This is a genomic window from Caulobacter vibrioides, from assembly GCF_002858865.1.
Lineage (GTDB): Bacteria > Pseudomonadota > Alphaproteobacteria > Caulobacterales > Caulobacteraceae > Caulobacter > Caulobacter vibrioides.
The window spans coordinates 522,051-541,347 of sequence record NZ_PJRR01000019.1 but is presented as its reverse complement, the minus strand read 5'-3'; the positions used below and the strand labels follow the sequence as shown (position 1 = coordinate 541,347).

General features: G+C 66.5%; 22 protein-coding genes. 12 read left to right on the top strand and 10 right to left on the bottom strand.

Annotation, left to right across the window (positions count from 1 at the left end; translation table 11 throughout):
- Positions 1–114: 114 nt before the first annotated feature.
- Entirely contained in the window at positions 115–1,563 is a 1,449-nt protein-coding gene (locus CVUC_RS16880) for a GH1 family beta-glucosidase (protein ID WP_096033525.1), read from the top strand.
- Positions 1,564–1,575: 12 nt separating this feature from the next.
- Here CVUC_RS16880 and CVUC_RS16875 read toward each other — a convergent pair whose 3' ends face one another.
- Positions 1,576–2,364, bottom strand: coding sequence for a hypothetical protein (locus CVUC_RS16875; RefSeq protein ID WP_164468138.1), 789 nt, complete (start codon positions 2,362–2,364; stop codon positions 1,576–1,578).
- 273 nt (positions 2,365–2,637) lie between these two features.
- On the opposite strand from CVUC_RS16875, the gene CVUC_RS16870 reads away from it, so the two are divergent.
- The 4 genes from CVUC_RS16870 to CVUC_RS16855 all read left to right on the top strand — a co-directional run bounded on the left by CVUC_RS16870 (position 2,638) and on the right by CVUC_RS16855 (position 5,364).
- Positions 2,638–3,333, top strand: a complete 696-nt coding sequence (locus CVUC_RS16870; protein WP_024265766.1) for a J domain-containing protein — start codon at positions 2,638–2,640, stop codon at positions 3,331–3,333.
- A 98-nt stretch (positions 3,334–3,431) separates the two neighbouring features.
- Entirely contained in the window at positions 3,432–3,734 is a 303-nt protein-coding gene (locus tag CVUC_RS16865; RefSeq protein ID WP_012640413.1) for a hypothetical protein, read from the top strand.
- A 121-nt stretch (positions 3,735–3,855) separates the two neighbouring features.
- Positions 3,856–4,146, top strand: coding sequence for a putative quinol monooxygenase (locus CVUC_RS16860; protein WP_010919993.1), 291 nt, complete (start codon positions 3,856–3,858; stop codon positions 4,144–4,146).
- Between the two features lie 6 nt (positions 4,147–4,152).
- Positions 4,153–5,364, top strand: a complete 1,212-nt coding sequence (locus tag CVUC_RS16855; RefSeq protein ID WP_010919992.1) for an acyl-CoA dehydrogenase family protein — start codon at positions 4,153–4,155, stop codon at positions 5,362–5,364.
- Between the two features lie 16 nt (positions 5,365–5,380).
- Here CVUC_RS16855 and CVUC_RS16850 read toward each other — a convergent pair whose 3' ends face one another.
- The gene (locus CVUC_RS16850) at positions 5,381–5,821 is read right to left on the bottom strand and encodes a hypothetical protein (RefSeq protein ID WP_096033523.1); all 441 of its coding nucleotides are present in this window, start codon (positions 5,819–5,821) and stop codon (positions 5,381–5,383) included.
- Between the two features lie 145 nt (positions 5,822–5,966).
- On the opposite strand from CVUC_RS16850, the gene CVUC_RS16845 reads away from it, so the two are divergent.
- Positions 5,967–7,058, top strand: coding sequence for an NADH:flavin oxidoreductase (locus CVUC_RS16845; protein WP_096033522.1), 1,092 nt, complete (start codon positions 5,967–5,969; stop codon positions 7,056–7,058).
- A gap of 64 nt (positions 7,059–7,122) precedes the next feature.
- On the opposite strand, the gene CVUC_RS16840 is transcribed toward CVUC_RS16845, so the two are convergent.
- From CVUC_RS16840 to CVUC_RS16830, 3 genes are all read right to left on the bottom strand, one after another.
- Positions 7,123–8,034 (bottom strand): SMP-30/gluconolactonase/LRE family protein, encoded by a 912-nt coding sequence (locus CVUC_RS16840; protein WP_010919989.1) that lies wholly within the window; start codon positions 8,032–8,034, stop codon positions 7,123–7,125.
- Positions 8,035–8,116: 82 nt separating this feature from the next.
- Entirely contained in the window at positions 8,117–9,244 is a 1,128-nt protein-coding gene (locus CVUC_RS16835; RefSeq protein ID WP_096033521.1) for a DUF3667 domain-containing protein, read from the bottom strand.
- Between the two features lie 91 nt (positions 9,245–9,335).
- Positions 9,336–9,851 carry a dihydrofolate reductase gene (locus tag CVUC_RS16830; protein WP_010919987.1) on the bottom strand — a complete coding sequence of 172 codons (516 nt, stop codon included), beginning with the start codon at positions 9,849–9,851 and terminating at the stop codon, positions 9,336–9,338.
- Positions 9,852–9,952: 101 nt separating this feature from the next.
- Here CVUC_RS16830 and CVUC_RS16825 point away from each other — a divergent pair, with 101 nt between their 5' ends.
- A complete protein-coding gene (locus CVUC_RS16825) occupies positions 9,953–10,975 on the top strand; it encodes a medium chain dehydrogenase/reductase family protein (RefSeq protein WP_096034782.1) in 1,023 nt (340 codons plus the stop codon).
- Here the strand turns inward: CVUC_RS16825 and CVUC_RS16820 are convergent.
- The 3 genes from CVUC_RS16820 to CVUC_RS16810 all read right to left on the bottom strand — a co-directional run bounded on the left by CVUC_RS16820 (position 10,972) and on the right by CVUC_RS16810 (position 13,520).
- The gene (locus CVUC_RS16820; protein WP_096033520.1) at positions 10,972–11,811 is read right to left on the bottom strand and encodes a thymidylate synthase; all 840 of its coding nucleotides are present in this window, start codon (positions 11,809–11,811) and stop codon (positions 10,972–10,974) included. The genes CVUC_RS16825 and CVUC_RS16820 overlap by 4 nt on opposite strands.
- Positions 11,812–11,929: 118 nt before the next feature.
- Positions 11,930–12,880, bottom strand: a complete 951-nt coding sequence (locus CVUC_RS16815; protein ID WP_010919984.1) for an SH3 domain-containing protein — start codon at positions 12,878–12,880, stop codon at positions 11,930–11,932.
- Between the two features lie 76 nt (positions 12,881–12,956).
- Positions 12,957–13,520 carry a DUF924 family protein gene (locus CVUC_RS16810; RefSeq protein ID WP_010919983.1) on the bottom strand — a complete coding sequence of 188 codons (564 nt, stop codon included), beginning with the start codon at positions 13,518–13,520 and terminating at the stop codon, positions 12,957–12,959.
- A gap of 92 nt (positions 13,521–13,612) precedes the next feature.
- Between CVUC_RS16810 and CVUC_RS16805 the strand changes: the two genes are divergently transcribed.
- From CVUC_RS16805 to CVUC_RS16795, 3 genes are all read left to right on the top strand, one after another.
- Positions 13,613–14,554, top strand: a complete 942-nt coding sequence (locus CVUC_RS16805) for an RcnB family protein (protein WP_096033519.1) — start codon at positions 13,613–13,615, stop codon at positions 14,552–14,554.
- A gap of 280 nt (positions 14,555–14,834) precedes the next feature.
- Complete coding sequence (gene ilvC, locus CVUC_RS16800; RefSeq protein ID WP_096033518.1) at positions 14,835–15,854, top strand: ketol-acid reductoisomerase; 1,020 nt, start codon at positions 14,835–14,837, stop codon at positions 15,852–15,854.
- A gap of 138 nt (positions 15,855–15,992) precedes the next feature.
- On the top strand, positions 15,993–16,571 hold the full coding sequence (locus CVUC_RS16795; RefSeq protein ID WP_096033517.1) for a YceI family protein: 579 nt from the start codon (positions 15,993–15,995) through the stop codon (positions 16,569–16,571).
- A 2-nt stretch (positions 16,572–16,573) separates the two neighbouring features.
- On the opposite strand, the gene CVUC_RS16790 is transcribed toward CVUC_RS16795, so the two are convergent.
- Positions 16,574–17,371: a CAP domain-containing protein gene (locus CVUC_RS16790; RefSeq protein WP_096033516.1), complete on the bottom strand. Its 798-nt coding sequence runs from the start codon at positions 17,369–17,371 to the stop codon at positions 16,574–16,576.
- Positions 17,372–17,439: 68 nt separating this feature from the next.
- Between CVUC_RS16790 and CVUC_RS16785 the strand changes: the two genes are divergently transcribed.
- Positions 17,440–18,000 carry a nucleoside 2-deoxyribosyltransferase gene (locus CVUC_RS16785; RefSeq protein WP_096033515.1) on the top strand — a complete coding sequence of 187 codons (561 nt, stop codon included), beginning with the start codon at positions 17,440–17,442 and terminating at the stop codon, positions 17,998–18,000.
- Positions 18,001–18,062: 62 nt separating this feature from the next.
- Positions 18,063–18,455, top strand: a complete 393-nt coding sequence (locus tag CVUC_RS16780) for a c-type cytochrome (protein ID WP_096033514.1) — start codon at positions 18,063–18,065, stop codon at positions 18,453–18,455.
- 13 nt (positions 18,456–18,468) lie between these two features.
- Here CVUC_RS16780 and CVUC_RS16775 read toward each other — a convergent pair whose 3' ends face one another.
- The gene (locus CVUC_RS16775) at positions 18,469–19,212 is read right to left on the bottom strand and encodes a tRNA1(Val) (adenine(37)-N6)-methyltransferase (RefSeq protein ID WP_096033513.1); all 744 of its coding nucleotides are present in this window, start codon (positions 19,210–19,212) and stop codon (positions 18,469–18,471) included.
- Positions 19,213–19,297 lie beyond the last annotated feature (85 nt).

Sequence of the window (19,297 nt, the reverse complement as noted above, 5' to 3'; positions counted from 1 at the left end):
ACTGCTTCCCCCTCCGTCGTCTCTTCGAGCCGACACCTCCCCCGCTAGGGGGAGGATTGCGAACCGCGATATCCCAACGCATCCTCCTCCCAAGGCGTAACGGGAGGGGACGACATGGATCGCTCAGGCGTCAGCCGACGCGCGCTGGGGACATTGGCCCTGGGCGGCGCGGCTCTGGGGCTATCGGCGTGCGAGGGGCCGGGCGAAACGGACCTGACCCCCAAGGGTCGGCAGTTTCCGAAGGACTTTGTCTGGGGCGTGGCGACGGCCGCTTTCCAGACCGAAGGTTCGCAAACCGCCGACGGGCGCGGGCCCAGCATCTGGGACGTGTTCGAGAGAGTTCCGGGCCACGTCAAGAATGGAGACACCGCTGCGGACGCCACCGACAGCTATCGGCGCTACCAGGACGATGTCGACCTGATCGCCGGCGCCAGCCTGAGCGCTTATCGGTTCTCGATGAGCTGGTCGCGGATTCTGCCGACCGGGGCGGGCGCGGTGAACGCCGCAGGCCTCGATCACTATTCGCGGCTGGTCGACGCGCTGCTGGCCAAAGGGATCACACCCTACGCCACCCTGTTTCATTGGGACCTGCCGCAAGGCCTGCAGGACAAGGGCGGCTGGGCGAACCGCGACACGGCCCAGCGTCTGGCGGACTATGCGCGCGCCGTGGTCGAGCGGCTGGGCGACCGGCTGAAGAACTACATCATTCTCAATGAGGCGGCGGTCCATACCGTGTTCGGCCACGTGCTGGGCGATCATGCACCGGGGCTCAAGGACGCTGCGCTACTGGGTCCAGTCACGCACCATATGAATCTGGGCCAGGGACTGGCGATCCAGGCTCTGCGCGCGGCGCGGAGCGACCTTTCGGTAGGCACCACGATGGCGCTTCAGCCGTGCCGGCCGGCGGGTGGGCCATTGGCGTTCTGGAACCGGCTGGCGTCGGATGGTCTGGACGAGATCTGGAACCTTGCCTGGCTCGACCCGCTGTTCAAGGGAACCTACCCCAAGGCGATGGAGGAACCGCTCAGGGGCGTGCTTCGCGACGGCGACTTGAAGACCACGCGCCAGCCCGTTGATTTCCTGGGGGTGAACTACTACGCGCCGGCCTACGTGCGGCTGGATCTGTCGGCGCCCAGCAAGATCGCCGCCGCCGCCGCGCCCAATAGCGCCGAGCAGGACGCGTTCGGCCGGCACATAGATCCGTCCGGCCTGTTCGAGGTTCTGGATCGTGTGCGCCGCGAGTACGGCGCGCCCAAGATGCTGGTGACCGAGAACGGATGTTCCGACCCGTTCAGCAGCGGTCCAGCGATCTTGGATGACACCTTCCGCATCAAGTACTTGCGCCGCCACCTTGAGGCGGTGCTGGCGGCCCGCGAGGCGGGTTGTGACGTCAGGGGGTATTTCGAGTGGACCCTGATCGACAATTTCGAGTGGGACCTGGGCTACACCTCGAAGTTCGGGATCACGACGATGGAAGCCGCCAGCGGCCGTAGGATCCCGAAGGCGTCCTACGGTTGGTTCAAGGCCTTGGCGCAGACCGGGACCTTGCCGTCCTCCCCCTGAAGAGAGGCGACTTTAGTCCGCCTTGCAGATCAAGACGTCCTTGCCGCCGCGCTTGGCGGGGATCAGGCTGCCGGCGCAGGGCGCGGGGTTGGCCGGATCGATGATGATCTCCTTGGCGACGACGGGAGCCGGTTTGGCCGCGGGAGCCTTGGGCTTGGGAGGCGCCGGAGCGGGCTTGGCCGGAGCGGTCTTGCTGACAGCCTTGGTCGACGCCGCCGCCGCGACGGGGGGCGCCATGGGCGCCGGCGCTGGGCCTTGCTCGGGTGCGGACTGTGCGGTTACCGGCGCCTGGCTCGTCGCCGAGACCGCGTTGTAGTTCAGGGCTCGTCCCAGGATCGAGGACTTCATCTCCAGCGCCTTGGCCCGCTTCTCGCAGTCGCCGGGCGGGCTCCAGCTCATCCACATCTGGGCCAGACGCGCCTTGTCGATTGACCCGGCGCCCTGCCAGATCGCGGCCCCGCGCTTGACCTGAGCGCCGCCGTACTCCGAGATCGGGCGGGGGCTCGCCTTTTCGGCCGCCGTGATCGCCGAGGCGAAGGCCTTCATGTCCTTCTGGGCCTGGGCGCGAAGCTCGGGATAGGTCTTCAGCGACGCCTCGACGCCGTCCGGGCCCGGAAACGCCTTCTCGATGCGGGTCACCTCGGGCATCACCTGATCGTACAGCGAGGCGTAGCCACCGAGGGCGCCGTAGCACCAGGCGACATAACCATACTCGTCCGACGGCGGCGCGTTGGGGCTTTGGGTGCTCGCTTGGCCGTCTTGGGCCAGCAAGGCCAGGGCGAGGAAGAGGGCGTTCGCCATGCGGCGGAGGTCCTTTTTGTTGTCAGGTGTCGTCACTAGAGCATTTCGATCCGGATTGGGACCGTTGCGTGGCGGCGCCGTATCGGCCGCCAAGCGGAGCCATAGCGACCCGAGGCGCGTTCGGCTCCTTGGCGGTATTGGTGCGGGCTCTCGCCGCATTGCACTAAAGTCATGTGAACGATCATTCTCATTGTGCTAGAAGCGCGGAATGAGGTGATCCGGTCGCTTTGTCGTGCGTATCTCTCCTGTCCGTTGCTGGTTTCGAGGCGACCCATGTCCTTCTGGCGCAACATCGCGAGCATCGCCGCCCGGCGCCTGGACCTGGCCGACTGCACCGAATGTCCGGGCGGTCTGCCCGGCGAGGACCCTGCGTTCTCAACGGCGGTGACGGCGCTGGGCGCCAAACTGGCCAAGGTCGACGGTCGCGCCGACGGCGGCGAGTTCGCGGCCTTTACCGAGGTGTTCCAGCCCGATCCGGCCTCCGAGCCCAACATCCATCGCCTGTACGACCTAGCTCGCCAGACGACGCATGGCTTCGAAAGCTACGCCAAGCGGCTGGCCAAGCGCTATTCGAGCTGTCCCCAACTGCTGGAAGACGTCGTCGACGGTCTGTTCCACATCGCCAAGTCCGACGGCATGGTGTCGCAGGATGAGCTCGACTACCTGGAGCGTGTGTCGAATCTCTTCGGGATGTCGCCCCTGGCGTTCCGACGGCTGCGCGCCACTCATCTGGGCGTCGACGCCAACGATCCGTACGCCATCCTGGAGGTGCCGCCGGATGCTGATGACGCCACCGTGCGCTCGGCCTGGAAAGCGGCCCTGTCCAGCGCCCACCCGGACCGCGCGCGGGCGCGGGGGCTGCCCACCGAGTTCATCGAGGTCGCCGAGGCTAAGGCCGCTTCGATCAACGCCGCCTTCTCGACGGTTATGCGTGAACGGCGAGAACTCGGGCTAGCCGCCGCAGGGTAGGCGAGACAATCGGTCCCGCCCCCACGCGATGGAAAAAGGCTTTTCATCTGTTGCGTGGGGGTGTTCAGTTGACGTTCAGCGCTTGTGAACCAACCTGATTGACTATGAGCGCCGACGAAAGGACCACGATGAGCACCGTCGCTTCGCCCCTGCGGAACCTGGCCTGGCTGGCCGGCGCCTTGGCGACGTCCGTCGCGGTGGTCGTGGGCGCGGTGCTGGCGGTCATCTTCGCGGCCACCGTGGTTGTGGTCGGTTTCATCGGCAGCGCGCTTTTCGGCCTCGCCGCTTTCGCATTCCGCGGGCGCAAGGTCGCCAAGACCCCGGCGGATGATGGCCTGATCGAAGCGCGCAATGTCGGCGGCCACTCCTGGGTGGCTTATGGCTGGAACGAGCGCTCTTAAGGCGTCTTCGGCCTGATCGGTCCGTTGCAGGATCGAGATCCACCAACTTACCCCACGTCGCTCTTGCTCCGCGTCGCGTGCTCCCGCATCCTGCAATTCAAACAATTGTTGGGAGGAAAACATGATCGGCGTTGTCGCGACCTTGAAGGTGCAGCCGGCCAAGGCGGCGGAGTTCGAGAAGGTGTTCCTGGATCTCGCCGCCAAGGTGAAGGCCAACGAGCCGGGCTGCCTTGTCTATCAACTCACGCGCTCCAAGACCGAAGAGGGCGTCTACAAGGTGCTGGAGCTCTACGCCTCGATGGATGCGCTGAAGCATCACGGCGGCACCGACTACTTCAAGGCCGCCGGCGCGGCCATGGGCCCGACCATGGCGGGCGCGCCCGTCATCGAATATCTCGACGCAGTGGAGTAGGGCGCGATGGATCTGGCGTTCTCGGCCGAGGACCTGGCCTTCCAGCAAGAGGTGCGCGACTGGATCGCCACCGCCTATGATGATGATCTGCGCCGCCAGATGAGCCAGTCCAAGAACGGCTATCTGGACAAGGCCGGCCAGGTGAAGTGGCAGAAGAAGCTGGCTGAGCGCGGCTGGGCGGCGCCGGACTGGCCCGTCGAGCTGGGCGGCGCGGGCTTCACGCCCTCGCAGCGCTACATCTTCAACATGGAGATGAGCCTGGCCGGTGTGCCGACTTCGTCGCCGATGGGCCTGAAGATGGTCGCTCCGGTGATCATGGCCTTCGGCTCGGACGCGCAGAAGGCCCAGCATCTGCCGCCGATCCTCAACTCCGATATCTGGTGGTGCCAGGGCTATTCGGAGCCGGGTTCCGGCTCGGATCTGGCCAGCCTGCAGATGCGGGCGGTGCGTGACGGCGACGACTACGTGCTCAACGGCTCGAAGATCTGGACTACCCACGCCCAGTGGGCCGACTGGATGTTCTGCCTGGTGCGCACCTCGACCGAGGGCAAGCCGCAGGAAGGTATCTCGTTCCTGCTGCTGCGGATGGACACGCCCGGCATCCAGATCAAGCCGCTGCCGACCCTGGACGGCCCACCGGACAACGAGCAGGAGATCAATCAGGTCTTCTTCGACAATGTCCGCGTGCCGGTCGCCAATCGCATCGGCGAAGAGAACAAGGGCTGGACCTACGCCAAGTACCTGCTCGAGTTCGAGCGCGGCAACGCCTATGCGCCCGGCCTGATGAATATGCTCAAGAAGGTCAAGCGTATCGCCGCGCTGGAGCGGGCCGACGATGGCGGACGCCTGATCGACGATCCGGATTTCCGCAGCAAGATCGCCAACCTGGAGATCCAGGTCGAGGCGCTCAACGCCTCCGAATTGCGGATCTTCTCCGGGCGCGGCGCGGGCAAGAATATCGGCCCGGCCTCGTCGATGCTGAAGTGCGTCGGCTCAGAGCATCAGCAGGCGATCACCGAACTGACGCTCGAGGCGGTGGGCAACTACGCCACGCCGTTCGTGCGTGACACCTGGTCGCCCGCCAACGATGGCCGCGCGGGTCCCGACTATGCCGGTCCCGCCGCGCCGGCCTATTTCAACTATCGCAAGGCCTCGATCTACGCCGGTTCCAACGAGATCCAGCGCAACATCATGGCCAAGATGGTGCTGGGTCTCTAGCGGCTCGCCAGGGGGCTCAGGCTTGCGCCTGGGTCCCCTTGGACTGGCCAAACCAGCGGATCAGCAGCGGCGGCGCGGCGATCCCGACGACCACCAGAAGTACGAACCAGATCTTGTTGAAGTCCGTGGCCGGCAGACCGCTGCCGAACCACGCCAGGGCGTTCAACGCCGCGCCGACCAGCATCAGCGGATATGAGGCCTTGAGGTTGGCGATCAGGCGTTCCGGCGTCCAGATCGATCGCATCAGGGCGGTCATGAACAGGATCACGCCGATCAAGGCCTCACCAAGCTTGTGGTGAATGGTGGGGGAGGTCAGCAGCCCCTTGTAACCCGCGTGCGCCAGGATCGCGTGGCCGTGATCCATGAAGTCCTTCAGCAGGAATGCGGCGGCGAAAATTCCCGCCGCCAGCATGATCCACCAGGTCGCCGGCTTGCCGCCCATGATCCGCCCTCCCATCTGAGCCGCGCGTTTGTCGCGTCGCTATCGCGCCGGCGCAAGCCTTCGCTCTCGGAACCGTAGCCGTTGCAGTTTTTCTGCCTTGGCTTAGGTCTCGAACGCGTGTTTGAATTTCGACCGTGATTTTCTCTCCCCTGGAGCCCTCATGTCGCTCGACGCCCTCTTCCAGCCCTTCGAGTTCAAGTCGCTGAAACTGCCCAACCGGGTGGTGATGGCGCCGATGACGCGATCCTTCTCGCCGGGCGGCGTGCCGACCGACGAGGTCGCCGCCTACTACCGTCGCCGCGCCGAGAACCAGGTCGGCCTGATCGTCACCGAAGGCACGGGCGTAGCGCGTCCCGCCTCGCTGAACGACGCCAACGTGCCGCGCTTCCACGGCGAGAAGGAACTGGCGGCCTGGAAGAAGGTGGTCGACGAGGTTCACGCCGCCGGCGGCAAGATCGCGCCGCAGCTTTGGCACGTCGGCGCCGCCAAGGGTAAGGACGTGCTGGGCAAGGTCGACAGCCCCTCGGGCCTGTCCAAGGCCGGCGGCAACCCCTTCACCGAGCCGATGACCGACGCCGAGATCGCCGACACCATCCAGGCCTTCGCCACCGCTGCGGCCGACGCCAAGCGCCTTGGCTTTGACACCGTCGAACTGCACGGCGCCCATGGCTACCTGATCGACCAGTTCTTCTGGCAAGGCACGAACGTCCGCACCGACGCCTGGGGCGGTCCGACGATCGGTGAGCGGGGTCGTTTCGCCGCTGAGATCCTGAAAGCCGTGCGCGCTGCGGTCGGGCCGGACTATCCGGTCATCATCCGTCTGTCGCAGTGGAAGCAGCAGGAATACACCGCCCGTCTGGCCGAGACGCCGAAGGAGATGGAAGCCTGGCTGCAGCCGCTGGCCGACGCCGGCGCCGACATCTTCCACTGCAGCCAGCGCCGCTTCTGGGAGCCGGAGTTCGAGGGCAGCGACCTGAACTTCGCCGGCTGGGCCAAGAAGCTGACCGGCGCGCCGACCATCACCGTGGGTTCGGTCGGCCTGTCGGGCGAGTTCATCGCCGCGTTCGGTGGGGAAGGCAGCCAGCCGACCTCGATCGACAACGTCATCGGCGGGCTTGAGCGCGGCGAGTACGACATGGTCGGCGTCGGCCGCGCCCTGCTGCAGGATCCGGAGTGGGTCACCAAGATCCGCGAAGGCCGCTCGGACGAGCTGAAGGCGTTCGAGCGCGCCGCGCTCGGGACGCTTTACTAGCGCTTATCTGGCGGGGCTGTCCTCGCGGGCAGCCCCGTCCCTTACCGCGCCGACCCAAGCTTCATCAGCCGTTGAAGTTCAGCTTCAGGCCTGGGCGGGGCCAGCGCGCCTTGTAGAGTTTGCCGGTGCCCGACGCGGTGATCCAGGCATCGCGCATGTCGGCGCCGCCGAAGCAGATGTTGGTCACGATCACGTCCGGGAAGGCGTAGTGCTCGGTCGAGCCGTCCGGGGCGAAGGCTGTGATCCCGCCGTTGATGATCGTCGCCACGCAGACCTTGCCGTCGGCCTCGACCGCCAGACTGTCCAGCAACTGATAGCCGGGCAGGTTGCAGACCACATTGCCCGGAAGCAGCGGAACGGCGTCCGCCAGCACGCCCGGCGAGGCGACGTCGAAGGACCATAGCCGTCCCAGCATGGTGTCGGCCATGTAGACGGTCTTCTCGTCGGGCGAGAGGCCCACGCCGTTGGGTGAAACGAAGTGATCGCGCCAGCGGGTGATCTTCGAGCCGTCGGGCAGGGCGTAGTACAGGGCGCCATACTTGCGGCCGTCCGGCGTCGAACAGCCATGGTCGGTAAACCAGAAACCGCCCTGCTTGTCGAAGACCAGGTCGTTGGGTCCGACCAGCGGCTTGCCGTCGCATTCGGTGTAGAGGGTCGTGATCGCGCCCGTCTTCAGGTCCACGCGCTGAATGGCGCCGCCCGTGTGAGTGGGGGGCGTGGGACCGGGAATGTTCAGGCCGTTGGCCTCGAAGAACTGGAAGCTGCCGCCGTTGTTGGTGACATAGATCGCGCCGTCCGGGCCGATTGCTGCGCCGTTGGGACCGCCGCCGGTCTCGGCCACGGTCTCCTTGCGGCCGTCCGGCCAGACGCGGGTCAGGCGCTGTCCCTGGATTTCGGTGAGGATCACCGAGCCGTCGGCCATGGCGATCGGGCCTTCGGGGAATTGCAGGCCGTCGGCGACCAGTTGGATGTCCATGCGCGTGTCTCCCTCGGCCGCCTCTGACGGGCGGCGCGGAGAAACTATAAACGCTTGTTTGACCTCGGCCAGGGCCGAAGTGTCAGTGACCCAGGCCCAGATAGATGATCGCGACGAGGAACAGGCTCAGGACGATCAGGCAGAACAACAACAGCAGCACGGTGCGCCAAAGCGCCGAAAACACCGACAGGCCGTAGGCGCCCTTGAGTTGGGCGAACATGTGGGCGGGCGGGGCGAATACTGCGGCCAGCGCCACCGGGCCGCTCAGCCACGACACCTTGCCCAACAAGCCCAGCGCCATGCTCAGCATCGCCATGAAGGTCAAGGAGTAGAGGACGAAGACCCCGTGGTCATAGAGCGTGAAGCCGCGTTTCCACAGGAACAGCAGGGCCACGAACGGGATCGACAATGGCACCAGCAGGAACGAAAACTTGTACGTCGTCTGCTGTAGCTTGTAGAGCGCCAGATCTGGGTTTGCGAGCTTCTTGAGGACAGTCTGACTGAACTCGCCGCCCGTTGTGGACTTGATCTTGCCGCTGGTCGTGGCGTCGCGAAGCTGGGCCTGCCAGCTGCCGGGCTGCAGGCCGTCAGGACGCGTCGAAGCCTTGGTCGACTTCAATTCGTCGAGCTTGGCCTGCGCCTGCTTGAGACCATCGCTCGTGATCTCCAGCCTTTGCCGCGCCTCGGTCAGGCCTGCCCGGGCCGCAGGATCGCTTTCGGCGGTGGCGAGTTCGGCGCGTGCTTCGGCCACCTGCTGACGGGTCTTGGCGACGACGTCTTCGGCGGTGCTCAGCGAGGTCGACAGCGCGCCGCCGTTCGGCGCCTTGTACCCGCCGCCGAAGCTCAACACGAAGAACATCAGGAAGATCGTGAACAGGAACAGACCCAGGGGCGACACATAGCGTGCGCGCTTACCCGCGACCCATTCACGGGTCAGTCGGCCCGGATTGGTTACCAGCAACGGCACCGTGCGCCAGACCCGGCCGTCGAAGTGCATGACCCCGTGCAGCAATTCCTCGCCCAGGTGAAGAAGCGTGCGATGGACGTGGGTCGGTTGACCGCAATTGGCGCAAAAGTTTCCGCTGACCGCATGGCCGCAGTCCGAGCAAGTTCCATCGTGGGCCGCGCCCGCCTTGCCCTCGGGCTTCTCCAAGGCGCCGGCGACCAATCCGCCGCTCACCGCTCCGCCCGCTGCGTCCAAATCCACCATCGATCCCGCCCCACTCCACGCGCGCCCTAAGTGCCTTGCGCCTCTGCGCGCGTCAAAACCCCCGGCGCGAATTTGTCCGCAGGTGATGGATTTAGCGTCGCTCCAGAACGCGAAAGACGAAGGCGTGATCATCGCCGTCGCCAGCCGGGTGGGCCTCGCGGCGTACCTCGGTCCAGGCGGACTCGTCGAAGGCGGGAAAGCGAACGTCCCCCTCGACCTCGGCGGCCACCTCGGTGAGATAGAGGCGCTTGGCCTTGGGCAGGGCCAGTTCGAACAAGGCGCTGCCGCCGATCACGCAGACCTCGTCAGCGCCGTCATCGGCGGCCTGTTCGCGCGCGATCTCAAACGCCTCCATCCAGGTCTCGCAGGCCACCGCGCCCTCGGGCTCGAAGCTCTGGTCGCGGGACAGCACGATATTGGTCCGACCGGGCAGGGGCTTGCGCGGCAGGCTGTCCCAGGTCTTGCGGCCCATGATGATGGGCTTGAACAGGGTGTTGGCCTTGAACAGAGCCAGATCCGATTTCAGGCGCCAGGGCAGGTCGCCGTCGCGACCGATCACCCCATTGGCGGCGCGGGCGACGACAATGGCGAGGGTGGGCATGCTCATGCCTCCTGATTAGCGAGCGTCGGCTCTGTACGCCATGCCTTGATCCAAACCTGAACGTCGATAACTCTGCCGGCCGAAGAACAATGATCGGGGAGGGCGCGATGTCTGGAACGGCGTTCGAGATGCATATGGCCCGCACGGGCGGTATCGAGGTGCTCAAAGGCCGGGAAGTGACCCTGCCGCCGCCGGGCTCTGGCGAGGCGCGGGTCGCCATCGAGGCCGCCGGCGTCGCCTTCGCCGATATCGTGATGCGCACGGGCCTCTATCCCGGCGTGAAGGCGCCGGTGACGCCGGGCTATGACTTTGTGGGCCGGATCGAGGCCCTGGGGCCCGATGTCCAAGGCTTTGAGGTCGGCCAGCGGGTCGCCGCCTTGACGGTGACCGGCTCCTACGCCTCGCGCCGCAATATCGAGGCCCGCTATCTGGTGGCCGCGCCGGAAGCCGCGCCGGCCGAAGCCCTGGTCGCCGGCGTGCTGAACGGGCTGACGGCATGGCAGATGTTCCATCGCGTCGCCACGGCTGCGCCCGGAGAATGGGTCTTGGTCCATGGCGCGGCCGGTGGGGTCGGCGGCCTGCTGCTGGAGCTCGCGCAGCGCGCCGGCGTCCGGGCTATCGGCACGGCCTCAGCCGGCAAGAAGGCCGAGGTCGAGGCCAAGGGCGGGATCCATATCGACTACCGCGCCGAAGCCGTCGCCGAGCGGGCGCTGGCGATCTCCGGCGGCGGCGTGGTCGCCGCGTTCGACCATGTGGGCGGCCCGCACCTCAAGGCCGCCTCGATGGCCGCGTTGCGCGACGGCGGCACGGCGGTCCTGTACGGCGGCTATGACGCCACCAAGGGCGGTAAGGCGCGTCCCGCAGCCATGATCAAGATGCTGCTGGCTGACCGGCTTTCGGCGCTCAAGCTGTTCAGCGGCAGCCGGGGCGTCGTGGGCTACAACGTCACGTCGTGGCGCAACGCGCGGCCCGAGCCCTATCGCCAGGATCTCGCCCAGGTGTTGGGCTTGATCGCCGACGGCGCGATCCAGCCGAAGATCGCCAAGGTCCTGCCGCTCAGCGAGGCCGGGGAGGCTCAGGCCCTGCTGCAGTCGGCGCAGCTGGCCGGCAAGATCGTGTTGAAACCCTAGACCGAAACCTCGGCCTTGATGTGCGGGTGGGCCTGATAGCCCTCCAGCGTGAAGTCCTCGTATTCGAACCCGAAGAGGTCGCGCTTGTCGGCGATCTTCATCGTGGGGAAGTCGAAGGGCTCGCGGGTCAATTGCTCGCGGGCCTGATCCAGGTGGTTCAGATAGAGGTGGGCGTCACCGAAGGTGTGGACGAATTCGCCGGGCTCCAGGCCCACGACCTTGGCGACCATCAGGGTCAAAAGGGCGTAGGACGCGATGTTGAACGGCACGCCTAAGAACACGTCGGCGCTGCGCTGGTAGAGCTGGCAGGACAGCTTTCCATCCGCCACGAAGAACTGGAACAGACAGTGGCAGGGCGGCAGGGCCATGTCGTCGACATCGGCCGGGTTCCAGGCCGTGACGATGTGGCGGCGGCTGTTGGGGTTGGTCTTCAGGTTCTCGACCAGGGCCGAGATCTGGTCGATCACCCGGCCGTCAGGCGTGGCCCAGGAGCGCCACTGCTTGCCATAGACGGGGCCAAGGTCGCCGTTCTCGTCGGCCCACTCGTCCCAGATGCGCACGCCGTTGTCCTTGAGATAGGCGATGTTGGTGTCGCCCTTGAGGAACCACAGCAGCTCGATGATGATCGAGCGCAGGTGCAGCTTCTTGGTGGTCAGGACCGGGAAGCCCTTGGCCAGGTCAAAGCGGATCTGGCGGCCGAATACGCCCAGTGTCCCCGTGCCCGTACGGTCGCCGCGCTGGACGCCATTCTCCAGGATGTCGGCCAGCAGGGTCAGGTACTGCCGCTCGGGATGGTCGGTCGCGGCTTTGGGGGCGTCGAGGACGGCGGTGCTCATGGCGGTTACTTTGGCCGCGAATCGCAGTGTTGAACACTGCGGCGCCCCGTGATGTCCACAGGGCTCCGCCATTTGTCCTCGCGTTCTGGCCCTCGCTCGAAGAGTCTGGCGCGATGCCCTAGTTGCTGGGCGCCAAGCCGGTGTTCAGCACCCAGCCGACATTGTCGTTTTCGTCGGCCACTTCCCACCACAGCTCCTGCTGTTTGCCGGTCGGGTAGACGATCGCGCCGGCAGGAAGGGTGCGGATCAGCTTGCCGCCAGCGACAGGCGTGGCCCGCATCGCCACAGGCCGCTGGGCGGCGAAGGTCTTTTGAGGGGCGGCTTGGGCGGCTGGCGGACCGTCCGAAAGCAGGCCGAGGTCACCGATCATCTTCGAATAGGCGTTGATGAAAGACAGGGTGACGATGCGGCCGATGTCGGTGTCCTCATAGCCGCCGCCGACCGCGCCCGCGAATCCCAGGCCGCCGCCCGCGCCCCAACCGATGTCGTTCTTCACAGCGTAGCCTTCCGAAACCGACGTGGTCTCGGTGGTGCGGACGTTGGTCAACGACAGGACGGTGTTGGCTTCGAGCTTCTTGGTCTTGATGCCGCCGACCAGGGCGCCCGCGCGGCCGCCGATCAGACCGCCGATAGCGCCGGCTACCGCGCCGCCGCCGACATTGCTGTTGCTGCCTTGGACTTCGGCCACGAGAACATAGTCAGCCGCCTTGACCTGGCCTTGGCCGACGTTCGAACCGCGTTGCAGGCCGAGGTTGCCGCCGATGGCGCGCTCCTTTTCGGCGGCGCTTAGGCCTGCGCCGCGATCCACCAGGTTGAAGCAGCCCGAACGCTGCACGATGGCTCTCAGCACCTTTTGCGGCGAGGCCAGATTGTACTGGGTCCAGCCGTTGGAATCATCGCCGTCGACAATCGAGAGCGTGCCGAGCTTGCGCGTGCACCGCGGCACCTCGCCGGAGGCCTGGGCCTGCATCTTTTGACCACCGCTGGCCTTGGCTTGCGCCAGCACGGCGTTCGGGGTCAGGGCGCCGAGCGCCAGGGTCAGGGCCAAGGCGCTGCGAAGGGCGGTCATCGATATTCCTCGACTTCAACTTGCGGTCCCGTCGAACCTATCAAAGACGCCCAAGCATCGCTACGCCTGCTTCTCCTCACCCGGCGAAGCCACCCTCGTCGAGGAACTCCTGTTCGGCCTCGGTGGTCTCCCGGCCCAGGCCAGGATTGCGATGAGGGAAACGGCCAAAGCGCGCGATGACGTCGCGATGGACCAGGGCGTACTTCATCGACTCCTCATCACCGGTGTCGGCCTGGAGCGTGGCGAACAGCTGGACGCTGAACTCCTGGTCGACCAGCGACTCCGAGTGCTCGAAGGGCAGATAGAAGAATCGCCGAAGCTCGAGCGGGATCGATGGATCCTGGTCGTGGCCGGCGGCGATGGCCTCGCGGGCGAACATTCGCGCCAGTGGGTCGGTGGCGAAGGCGTGGGGCGTGCCCCGGTACATGTTGCGCGGGAACTGATCGAGCAGGATCTGCAAGGCCAGGGCGCCTTCGGGCGTCTGATTCCAGGCGTCGTACTTGCGCATCGAGGCGCGATAGTGGGTCTGCTCGAACTTCAGGGCGATCGCGGCGTCGAAGGCCTGGTCCTTGGCGAACCACTTCCTCGGACCGGCCTTTCGCCAGAAGCCGACGACATCGTTAGGGTGTGCGGACATCAAGCCTCCCGTTCAAGCTCGGTTCATCCGGCGAGTCAGAGACTGCTATCAAGGGACAAGCCCGGGCCGCGCTTCAAGGCCCTTCGGAGCAGGAAATGAAACGTCTGGTCACGACCGCGATGATGCTCTCGCTGCTTGGGGGCGCGGCCGCAGAGGCCGCCGCCGCCGGGGCGGTGGTCGCTCAGCAGCAGGCCCAGCGCGAGCAGCGCGATGGCGGACCGCGCGGCGACCGAGGTGATCGGGGCGATCGGGGAGATCGAGGCGGATGGCAAGGCGGCGATCGCGGTGATCGCGCGGGCCAAGGCGGCTGGAGCCGGGGCGGTGACCGCCCACAACCGCAACCGCAGGTCCAGCCGCAACCTCAGCCGGAGCAGCAAGGCGGCAGCGGCTGGAACCGTGGCGATCGCGGTGATCGGGGCGACCGAGGTGATCGTGGCGGCCGCCCTGACGGGAACGGCGGCAGCGGTTGGAACAGAGGCGACGATCGGCCCCAAACCCAGCCACAGCCTCAGCCTCAGCCTCAGCCACAGACGCCGCCCAGCCAGGGGGGCGGCAGCGGCTGGAATCGGGGCGACGACAATAACCGCGACCGCAGCGGCTGGAACCGCGACAACGGTCATCGCGGGGACCGCTACGACGGCCGAGGGCGCGACAACAACCGTTGGGATAATCGCGGCGGCTGGGATCGCGGCGGCTGGGACCGCGATGACCGTCGATCGGGCTATGGTCAGTACCGCGATCGCGACCGGGGGCGTCAGCACTATGATCGCGGTTACTATCGTCCAAGCTTCCGGTCGGCCCAGCGCTATCGCGCGCCGGCCTATCGCTACCCCAGCGGTTGGTATTCGAGGGCTTGGTCGTTCGGCGACTATCTGCCGTACGGCTGGTACACGCCGTCCTACTATCTCGATGCGTGGCGCTATGGCCTGCCCCAGCCGCCGATTGGCTGCGAGTGGATCCGTGTCGGCGACAGCGCCGTGCTGGTCGACGTCTGGAGCGGCCAGGTGTTGAGCGTCTACTACGACCTGTTCTGGTGAGTGGACGTCGCGGATGAACCGAAGGGCGGAGGCGAGAGCTTCCGCCCTTTTTTCTTCATCGCGCCGTCGGCAGGAATTTCGCGCCCGCGAAGGATCTGGCGTGCGGCGCCGCATAGCGCAGCTGTGTCGGACCGCGTAAAAGGATCCGCAAAGGCTCTCGTATTTCGGCGTTCTGTCGGCTCCGTCTTGACGAAACGGCAAAAAAACGCTCAAACGCCCGGCCTTTGTCGCTCTGCCGTTGCGCCGGGTGGCCCTGATTGTCCAGTCTTGGAGAAAAAATATGCGCGTGTACTACGACCGCGATGCTGATCTGGCCCGCATCCTGGACCGGAAGATCGCCATCGTAGGCTATGGCAGCCAGGGCCATGCCCACGCGCTAAACCTTCGGGACTCGGGCATCAAGAACGTAGCCGTCGCGCTGCGCGCCGGCTCGCCGACCGCCAAGAAGGCCGAAGGCGAAGGCCTCAAGGTCATGACGGTGGCCGAAGCCGCCGCCTGGGCCGACCTGATCATGATCCTGGCGCCCGACGAGCACCAGGCCGCGATCTACAAGAACGAGATCGCCCCCAACATCCGTGACGGCGCGGCCCTGCTGTTCGCCCACGGCCTGAACGTTCACTTCGGCCTGATCGAGCCCAAGGACACCATCGACGTGCTGATGGTCGCGCCGAAGGGCCCGGGCCACACGGTGCGCGGCGAGTACCAGAAGGGTGGCGGCGTGCCGTGCCTGATCGCGGTGCACCACAACGCCACCGGCAACGCGCTGGACCTCGGCCTGGCCTACGCCTCGGCCATCGGCGGCGGTCGCTCGGGCATCATCGAGACCAACTTCCGCGAAGAGTGCGAGACCGACCTGTTCGGCGAGCAGGCCGTCCTGTGCGGCGGCACCGTCGAACTGGTCCGCGCCGGATTCGAGACTCTGGTTGAAGCCGGCTACGCGCCGGAAATGGCCTATTTCGAGTGCCTGCACGAGCTGAAGCTGATCGTCGATCTCATGTACGAGGGCGGCATCGCCAACATGAACTACTCGATCTCGAACACGGCTGAGTACGGCGAGTACGTCACCGGTCCGCGCATCATCACGCCGGAAACCAAGGCCGAGATGAAGCGCGTGCTGGAAGACATCCAGTCGGGCAAGTTCGTGCGCGACTTCATGCTGGAGAACGCCGTCGGCCAGCCCAGCTTCAAGGCCACGCGTCGTCGCTCGGCCGAGCACCAGATCGAAGAGGTGGGTGCTCGCCTGCGCGGCATGATGCCTTGGATCGCCAAGAACAAGCTGGTCGACCAAGCCAAGAACTAGGCTCCGAGCTCCCAAGCTCATCCCACGAAGCCCCCGGTCCTCCCAGGCCGGGGGCTTTTCGTTTGTGGGTTGCGCGGTTCAGCGCCGCACGGGAATGTCCGCTCCGGTCCCGCTTGGGAATGACGAAGGAGACGCCCCATGAAACGCCTGCTCGCCGCCATGATCGCCGGCGCGGCCCTGTCGGTCGCCGCCGCCCCGGCCTTCGCCGCCGAGGTCGCCTACAAGCTGGACTCGTCGCACACTCAGACTTCATTCGCGATCGATCGCTTCGGGTTCACCTCGATCCTGGGCATGTTCGCCCAGTCGGAAGGAACGATCTGGCTGGACGAGGCCGCGCCGGAGAAGTCGCGCGTCGAGGCGACCGTCACCGTCGATAGCCTGCTCAGCGCCAATACGGCCCGCGATGAGCACCTGAAGGCCGAGCGCTGGCTGAACGCGGCCAAGAACCCGACCATGACCTTCAAGTCGACCAAGGTCGAGAAGACGGGTGACACGACCGCCAAGGTCACCGGCGATATGACGATCATGGGCGTCACACAGCCTGTGACCCTGGACGTCAAGCTGAACAAGATCGGGGTCGGCAACAATCAGAAGAAGCAGGCCGGCTTCACCATCACCGGCCAGATCAGCCGCAAGGCGTTCGGCCACACCATCGGGGCGGGCGCGATCGGGGATGCGGTGAACATCCGCATCGAGGCCCTGGCGGTGGCCCAGTAGGGCTAGTCCAGCACGAACACCGGCCCCCAGGCCACCTGGTAGCGGCGCTCGCCTGTCGACAGGTGCGGGCGCAGCTGCCAGGCGCCCGGCTTAAGGGCGCGGGCCGCGCGATCCTCCAGATAGGTCGCGGTCAGCACTTCGCCGCCGGGTTCCGAGATCGAGAACTGGCGGATCGTCGGCGTCGCATAGGACAGGGCGCGGGCGATCTCGTCGGTCGAGCGCACGCGCAGAGGCGCGGGACCGGCCAGACGGGCGCTGACCTCGGCGTAGGCGCCGACGGCGATGACACGCGGCCCCTGCCTAAAGACACCATAACCCACGTGGGTGAAGCCCGGCGCCAGGAGATTGGCGCGGTGGCCGGGGCTGGTCTTCCACTGGTTCATGATCTGGTCGTAGGTGACGGCGCTGGCGGCGTTGCGGCGCATGGCGATGTTCTCGCCCGGCGCGCCGACCAGATCGCGCGCGAACAGGCCGACCCGCCCAGCTGGAGAGAAGCCCTCGCGCGTCATGTGTTCGAACACGCCGGTGACCGCGATGTCCGCCGCATGGGCGCGCGCGGCGAGGCGCAGGCCCTCGTCCCAGGCGAGTGGGGCAGGCCCTTGGCGACGGCGATAGAGGTTGTTGAGATCGAGCAGGGTCTCTTCGAACGCGGCATCGAAGTCGCCGCCGGGGGGATCGGACAGCAGCGCGCGCAGGCGGCGTTCGTAGGCGAGCCAGGGCGCGGCGGGCGCGGCCAGGGCGGGGGAGGCGGCCAGGGCCAGGCCGGCGGTCAGCAAGCTTCTACGCGCGATCGTCCGCATTCGATCTCCGACGGCCTAACTTCAGGCCCAGCATTGACTCCTGCCCCTCGCGACCAGACCTAAGGCCCATGAAACCTGTTCGTTCCCTATGGCTGGCCGGTCCCGAGGCCTGGCTTCCCGATCTCGACCTCCAGGCCTCGCGCCAGCGGGCGCTGTGTCTGGAGTCGGGGTTCGAGGCCCTGGCTCCCGCCCGCATGCCGATCAGCGACACGGGCGACGAACTTGAGGCTAGACAGTTTTACGCGACGCGCATGGCGCAATTGCGCCAAGCCGACGCCGGCGTGATCAATCTGACCCCGTTCCGGGGCCCGACGGCCGATACAGCGACGGTGTTCGAGGCAGGGGTCCTGGCGGGCCTGGGCAAGCCGACCTTCGCCTATATGAACGTGACCAGCGAACTGCGCGCCGAGTACGTCGCGCGGGTCGACGCGGACCTCGGGGCGATCCTCGATGAGAATCGCGTCTGGCGCGACCCTGACGGCTGCATGATCGAAGACCACGGCCTGCCTGAGACCGTGATGCTGTGGGGCGAGGCGCGGCGGCTGTTCGTGATCGTCACCGATGACCCGCTGCGGGATCTTACCGGTCTCGAGCTATGCCTGGAGGCGCTGGCCCTCTACGCGGAATAGCGCGCCCGACTTGATCTGCGTCAAGGTGGGCGGGCTGGCCGGCCGCATGTTGTCGATCCAGCTTGGAGGGGTGGACGATGCGTACTGAGATTCGCTGGAGCGTCGTGGTGCTCGGCGCCGTCATGGCTTTCGCGACGACGAGCCAGGCGGCGCAGGATCAGGACCCGATTGCGCGCGGCAAGGCGATCGTCACGCGAAGCTGTTCGGCCTGTCACGCAGTGGAGGTCAGTGGCGATAGTCCTAACCCCACGGCCCCTCGGTTCCGCCAACTGCACCAGCGCTATGACGTCGAGGCGCTTGCCGAAGGGCTCGCCGAGGGCTTGACCGTCGGCCATGGTCCAATGCCGGAATGGACCTTTCCGCCGGCGGATGTCAGCGCCATCGTGGCTTATCTGAAGTCGATCCAGACTCAGGACAGCGGGGCGACGATCCCCCCGCCTCAGCCGCGTCCCTGATCATCAGGGTCGCCTACCAAGCCAGGTCGGCCTCGCCACGCAGAATGGCTTCCGCCTGAGCCGAGTGCTTTCCCCCGTCGCGATCATGCATGACCAGCGGCGGCAACAGGACCAAAGGCGCCTTGCCGGTCTTGATCGCGCGCACGATCACACGTTTGGCCGCCGCGTCCGCGAAGGGCGCGACGGGCCGAATCCGAAACGAGCCGGCCTTGGGCGCGAGGAGGGAGAGGATGTCGGCCAATCGGTCGGCGCGATGGATCAGCGTGATGGTCCCCCCTTCACGCACAGCCTTGAGGCAGAACGCGGTCCAGGCCGCCAGACCACCATCCGCCATCCAGGCGCCGCTCTTGGCGGGCGAGGGCGCACGCAGCGCGCTCGGGTCATCGAAATAGGGCGGATTGGCCATCACGGCGTCGAAGACGGGCAGGCCGAGCGCGCGAAAGCCGGCCTCGACATCGCCCTTCGCGACGGCGACTCGCGACGTCAAGCCGTTCAGGGCCACGTTCTCGGCCGCGAGAGACGCGGCGGTCTCATCCCGCTCGACGCCATGGAAGATCGCCTCGGGACGGCGAGTCGCCGCCGCCAGCAAGGCGCCGCCAACCCCGCAGCCCGTCTCCAGAACCCTTTGCCCGGGCAGGGCGTCGCACGTCGCCGCAAGCAGGGCTGCGTCCATGCCCGGCCGGTATCCGTCCGGCGCTTGACGCAGCCTTACGCGGCCGCCCAGAACCCGATCCTCGGTCACACCTAAGTCGTTCAATGCTAGTGAGGCCTTGTGCTCGCCTTGACCCTGACCTATCCCGCCACCATTGTCCCTCGCAATGGTTCGTGGGGGGCCGCTTTAA

What these genes read in the sequence shown, in the direction of transcription:
- CVUC_RS16880 (WP_096033525.1), top strand. Translation starts at nt 115, where the DNA reads ATGGATCGCTCAGGCGTCAGCCGACGCGCGCTGGGGACATTGGCCCTG.
- CVUC_RS16875 (WP_164468138.1), bottom strand. Translation starts at nt 2,364, where the DNA reads ATGGCGAACGCCCTCTTCCTCGCCCTGGCCTTGCTGGCCCAAGACGGC.
- CVUC_RS16870 (WP_024265766.1), top strand. Translation starts at nt 2,638, where the DNA reads ATGTCCTTCTGGCGCAACATCGCGAGCATCGCCGCCCGGCGCCTGGAC.
- CVUC_RS16860 (WP_010919993.1), top strand. Translation starts at nt 3,856, where the DNA reads ATGATCGGCGTTGTCGCGACCTTGAAGGTGCAGCCGGCCAAGGCGGCG.
- CVUC_RS16855 (WP_010919992.1), top strand. Translation starts at nt 4,153, where the DNA reads ATGGATCTGGCGTTCTCGGCCGAGGACCTGGCCTTCCAGCAAGAGGTG.
- CVUC_RS16850 (WP_096033523.1), bottom strand. Translation starts at nt 5,821, where the DNA reads ATGGGAGGGCGGATCATGGGCGGCAAGCCGGCGACCTGGTGGATCATG.
- CVUC_RS16845 (WP_096033522.1), top strand. Translation starts at nt 5,967, where the DNA reads ATGTCGCTCGACGCCCTCTTCCAGCCCTTCGAGTTCAAGTCGCTGAAA.
- CVUC_RS16840 (WP_010919989.1), bottom strand. Translation starts at nt 8,034, where the DNA reads ATGGACATCCAACTGGTCGCCGACGGCCTGCAATTCCCCGAAGGCCCG.
- CVUC_RS16835 (WP_096033521.1), bottom strand. Translation starts at nt 9,244, where the DNA reads ATGGTGGATTTGGACGCAGCGGGCGGAGCGGTGAGCGGCGGATTGGTC.
- CVUC_RS16830 (WP_010919987.1), bottom strand. Translation starts at nt 9,851, where the DNA reads ATGAGCATGCCCACCCTCGCCATTGTCGTCGCCCGCGCCGCCAATGGG.
- CVUC_RS16825 (WP_096034782.1), top strand. Translation starts at nt 9,953, where the DNA reads ATGTCTGGAACGGCGTTCGAGATGCATATGGCCCGCACGGGCGGTATC.
- CVUC_RS16820 (WP_096033520.1), bottom strand. Translation starts at nt 11,811, where the DNA reads ATGAGCACCGCCGTCCTCGACGCCCCCAAAGCCGCGACCGACCATCCC.
- CVUC_RS16815 (WP_010919984.1), bottom strand. Translation starts at nt 12,880, where the DNA reads ATGACCGCCCTTCGCAGCGCCTTGGCCCTGACCCTGGCGCTCGGCGCC.
- CVUC_RS16805 (WP_096033519.1), top strand. Translation starts at nt 13,613, where the DNA reads ATGAAACGTCTGGTCACGACCGCGATGATGCTCTCGCTGCTTGGGGGC.
- ilvC (WP_096033518.1), top strand. Translation starts at nt 14,835, where the DNA reads ATGCGCGTGTACTACGACCGCGATGCTGATCTGGCCCGCATCCTGGAC.
- CVUC_RS16795 (WP_096033517.1), top strand. Translation starts at nt 15,993, where the DNA reads ATGAAACGCCTGCTCGCCGCCATGATCGCCGGCGCGGCCCTGTCGGTC.
- CVUC_RS16790 (WP_096033516.1), bottom strand. Translation starts at nt 17,371, where the DNA reads ATGCGGACGATCGCGCGTAGAAGCTTGCTGACCGCCGGCCTGGCCCTG.
- CVUC_RS16785 (WP_096033515.1), top strand. Translation starts at nt 17,440, where the DNA reads ATGAAACCTGTTCGTTCCCTATGGCTGGCCGGTCCCGAGGCCTGGCTT.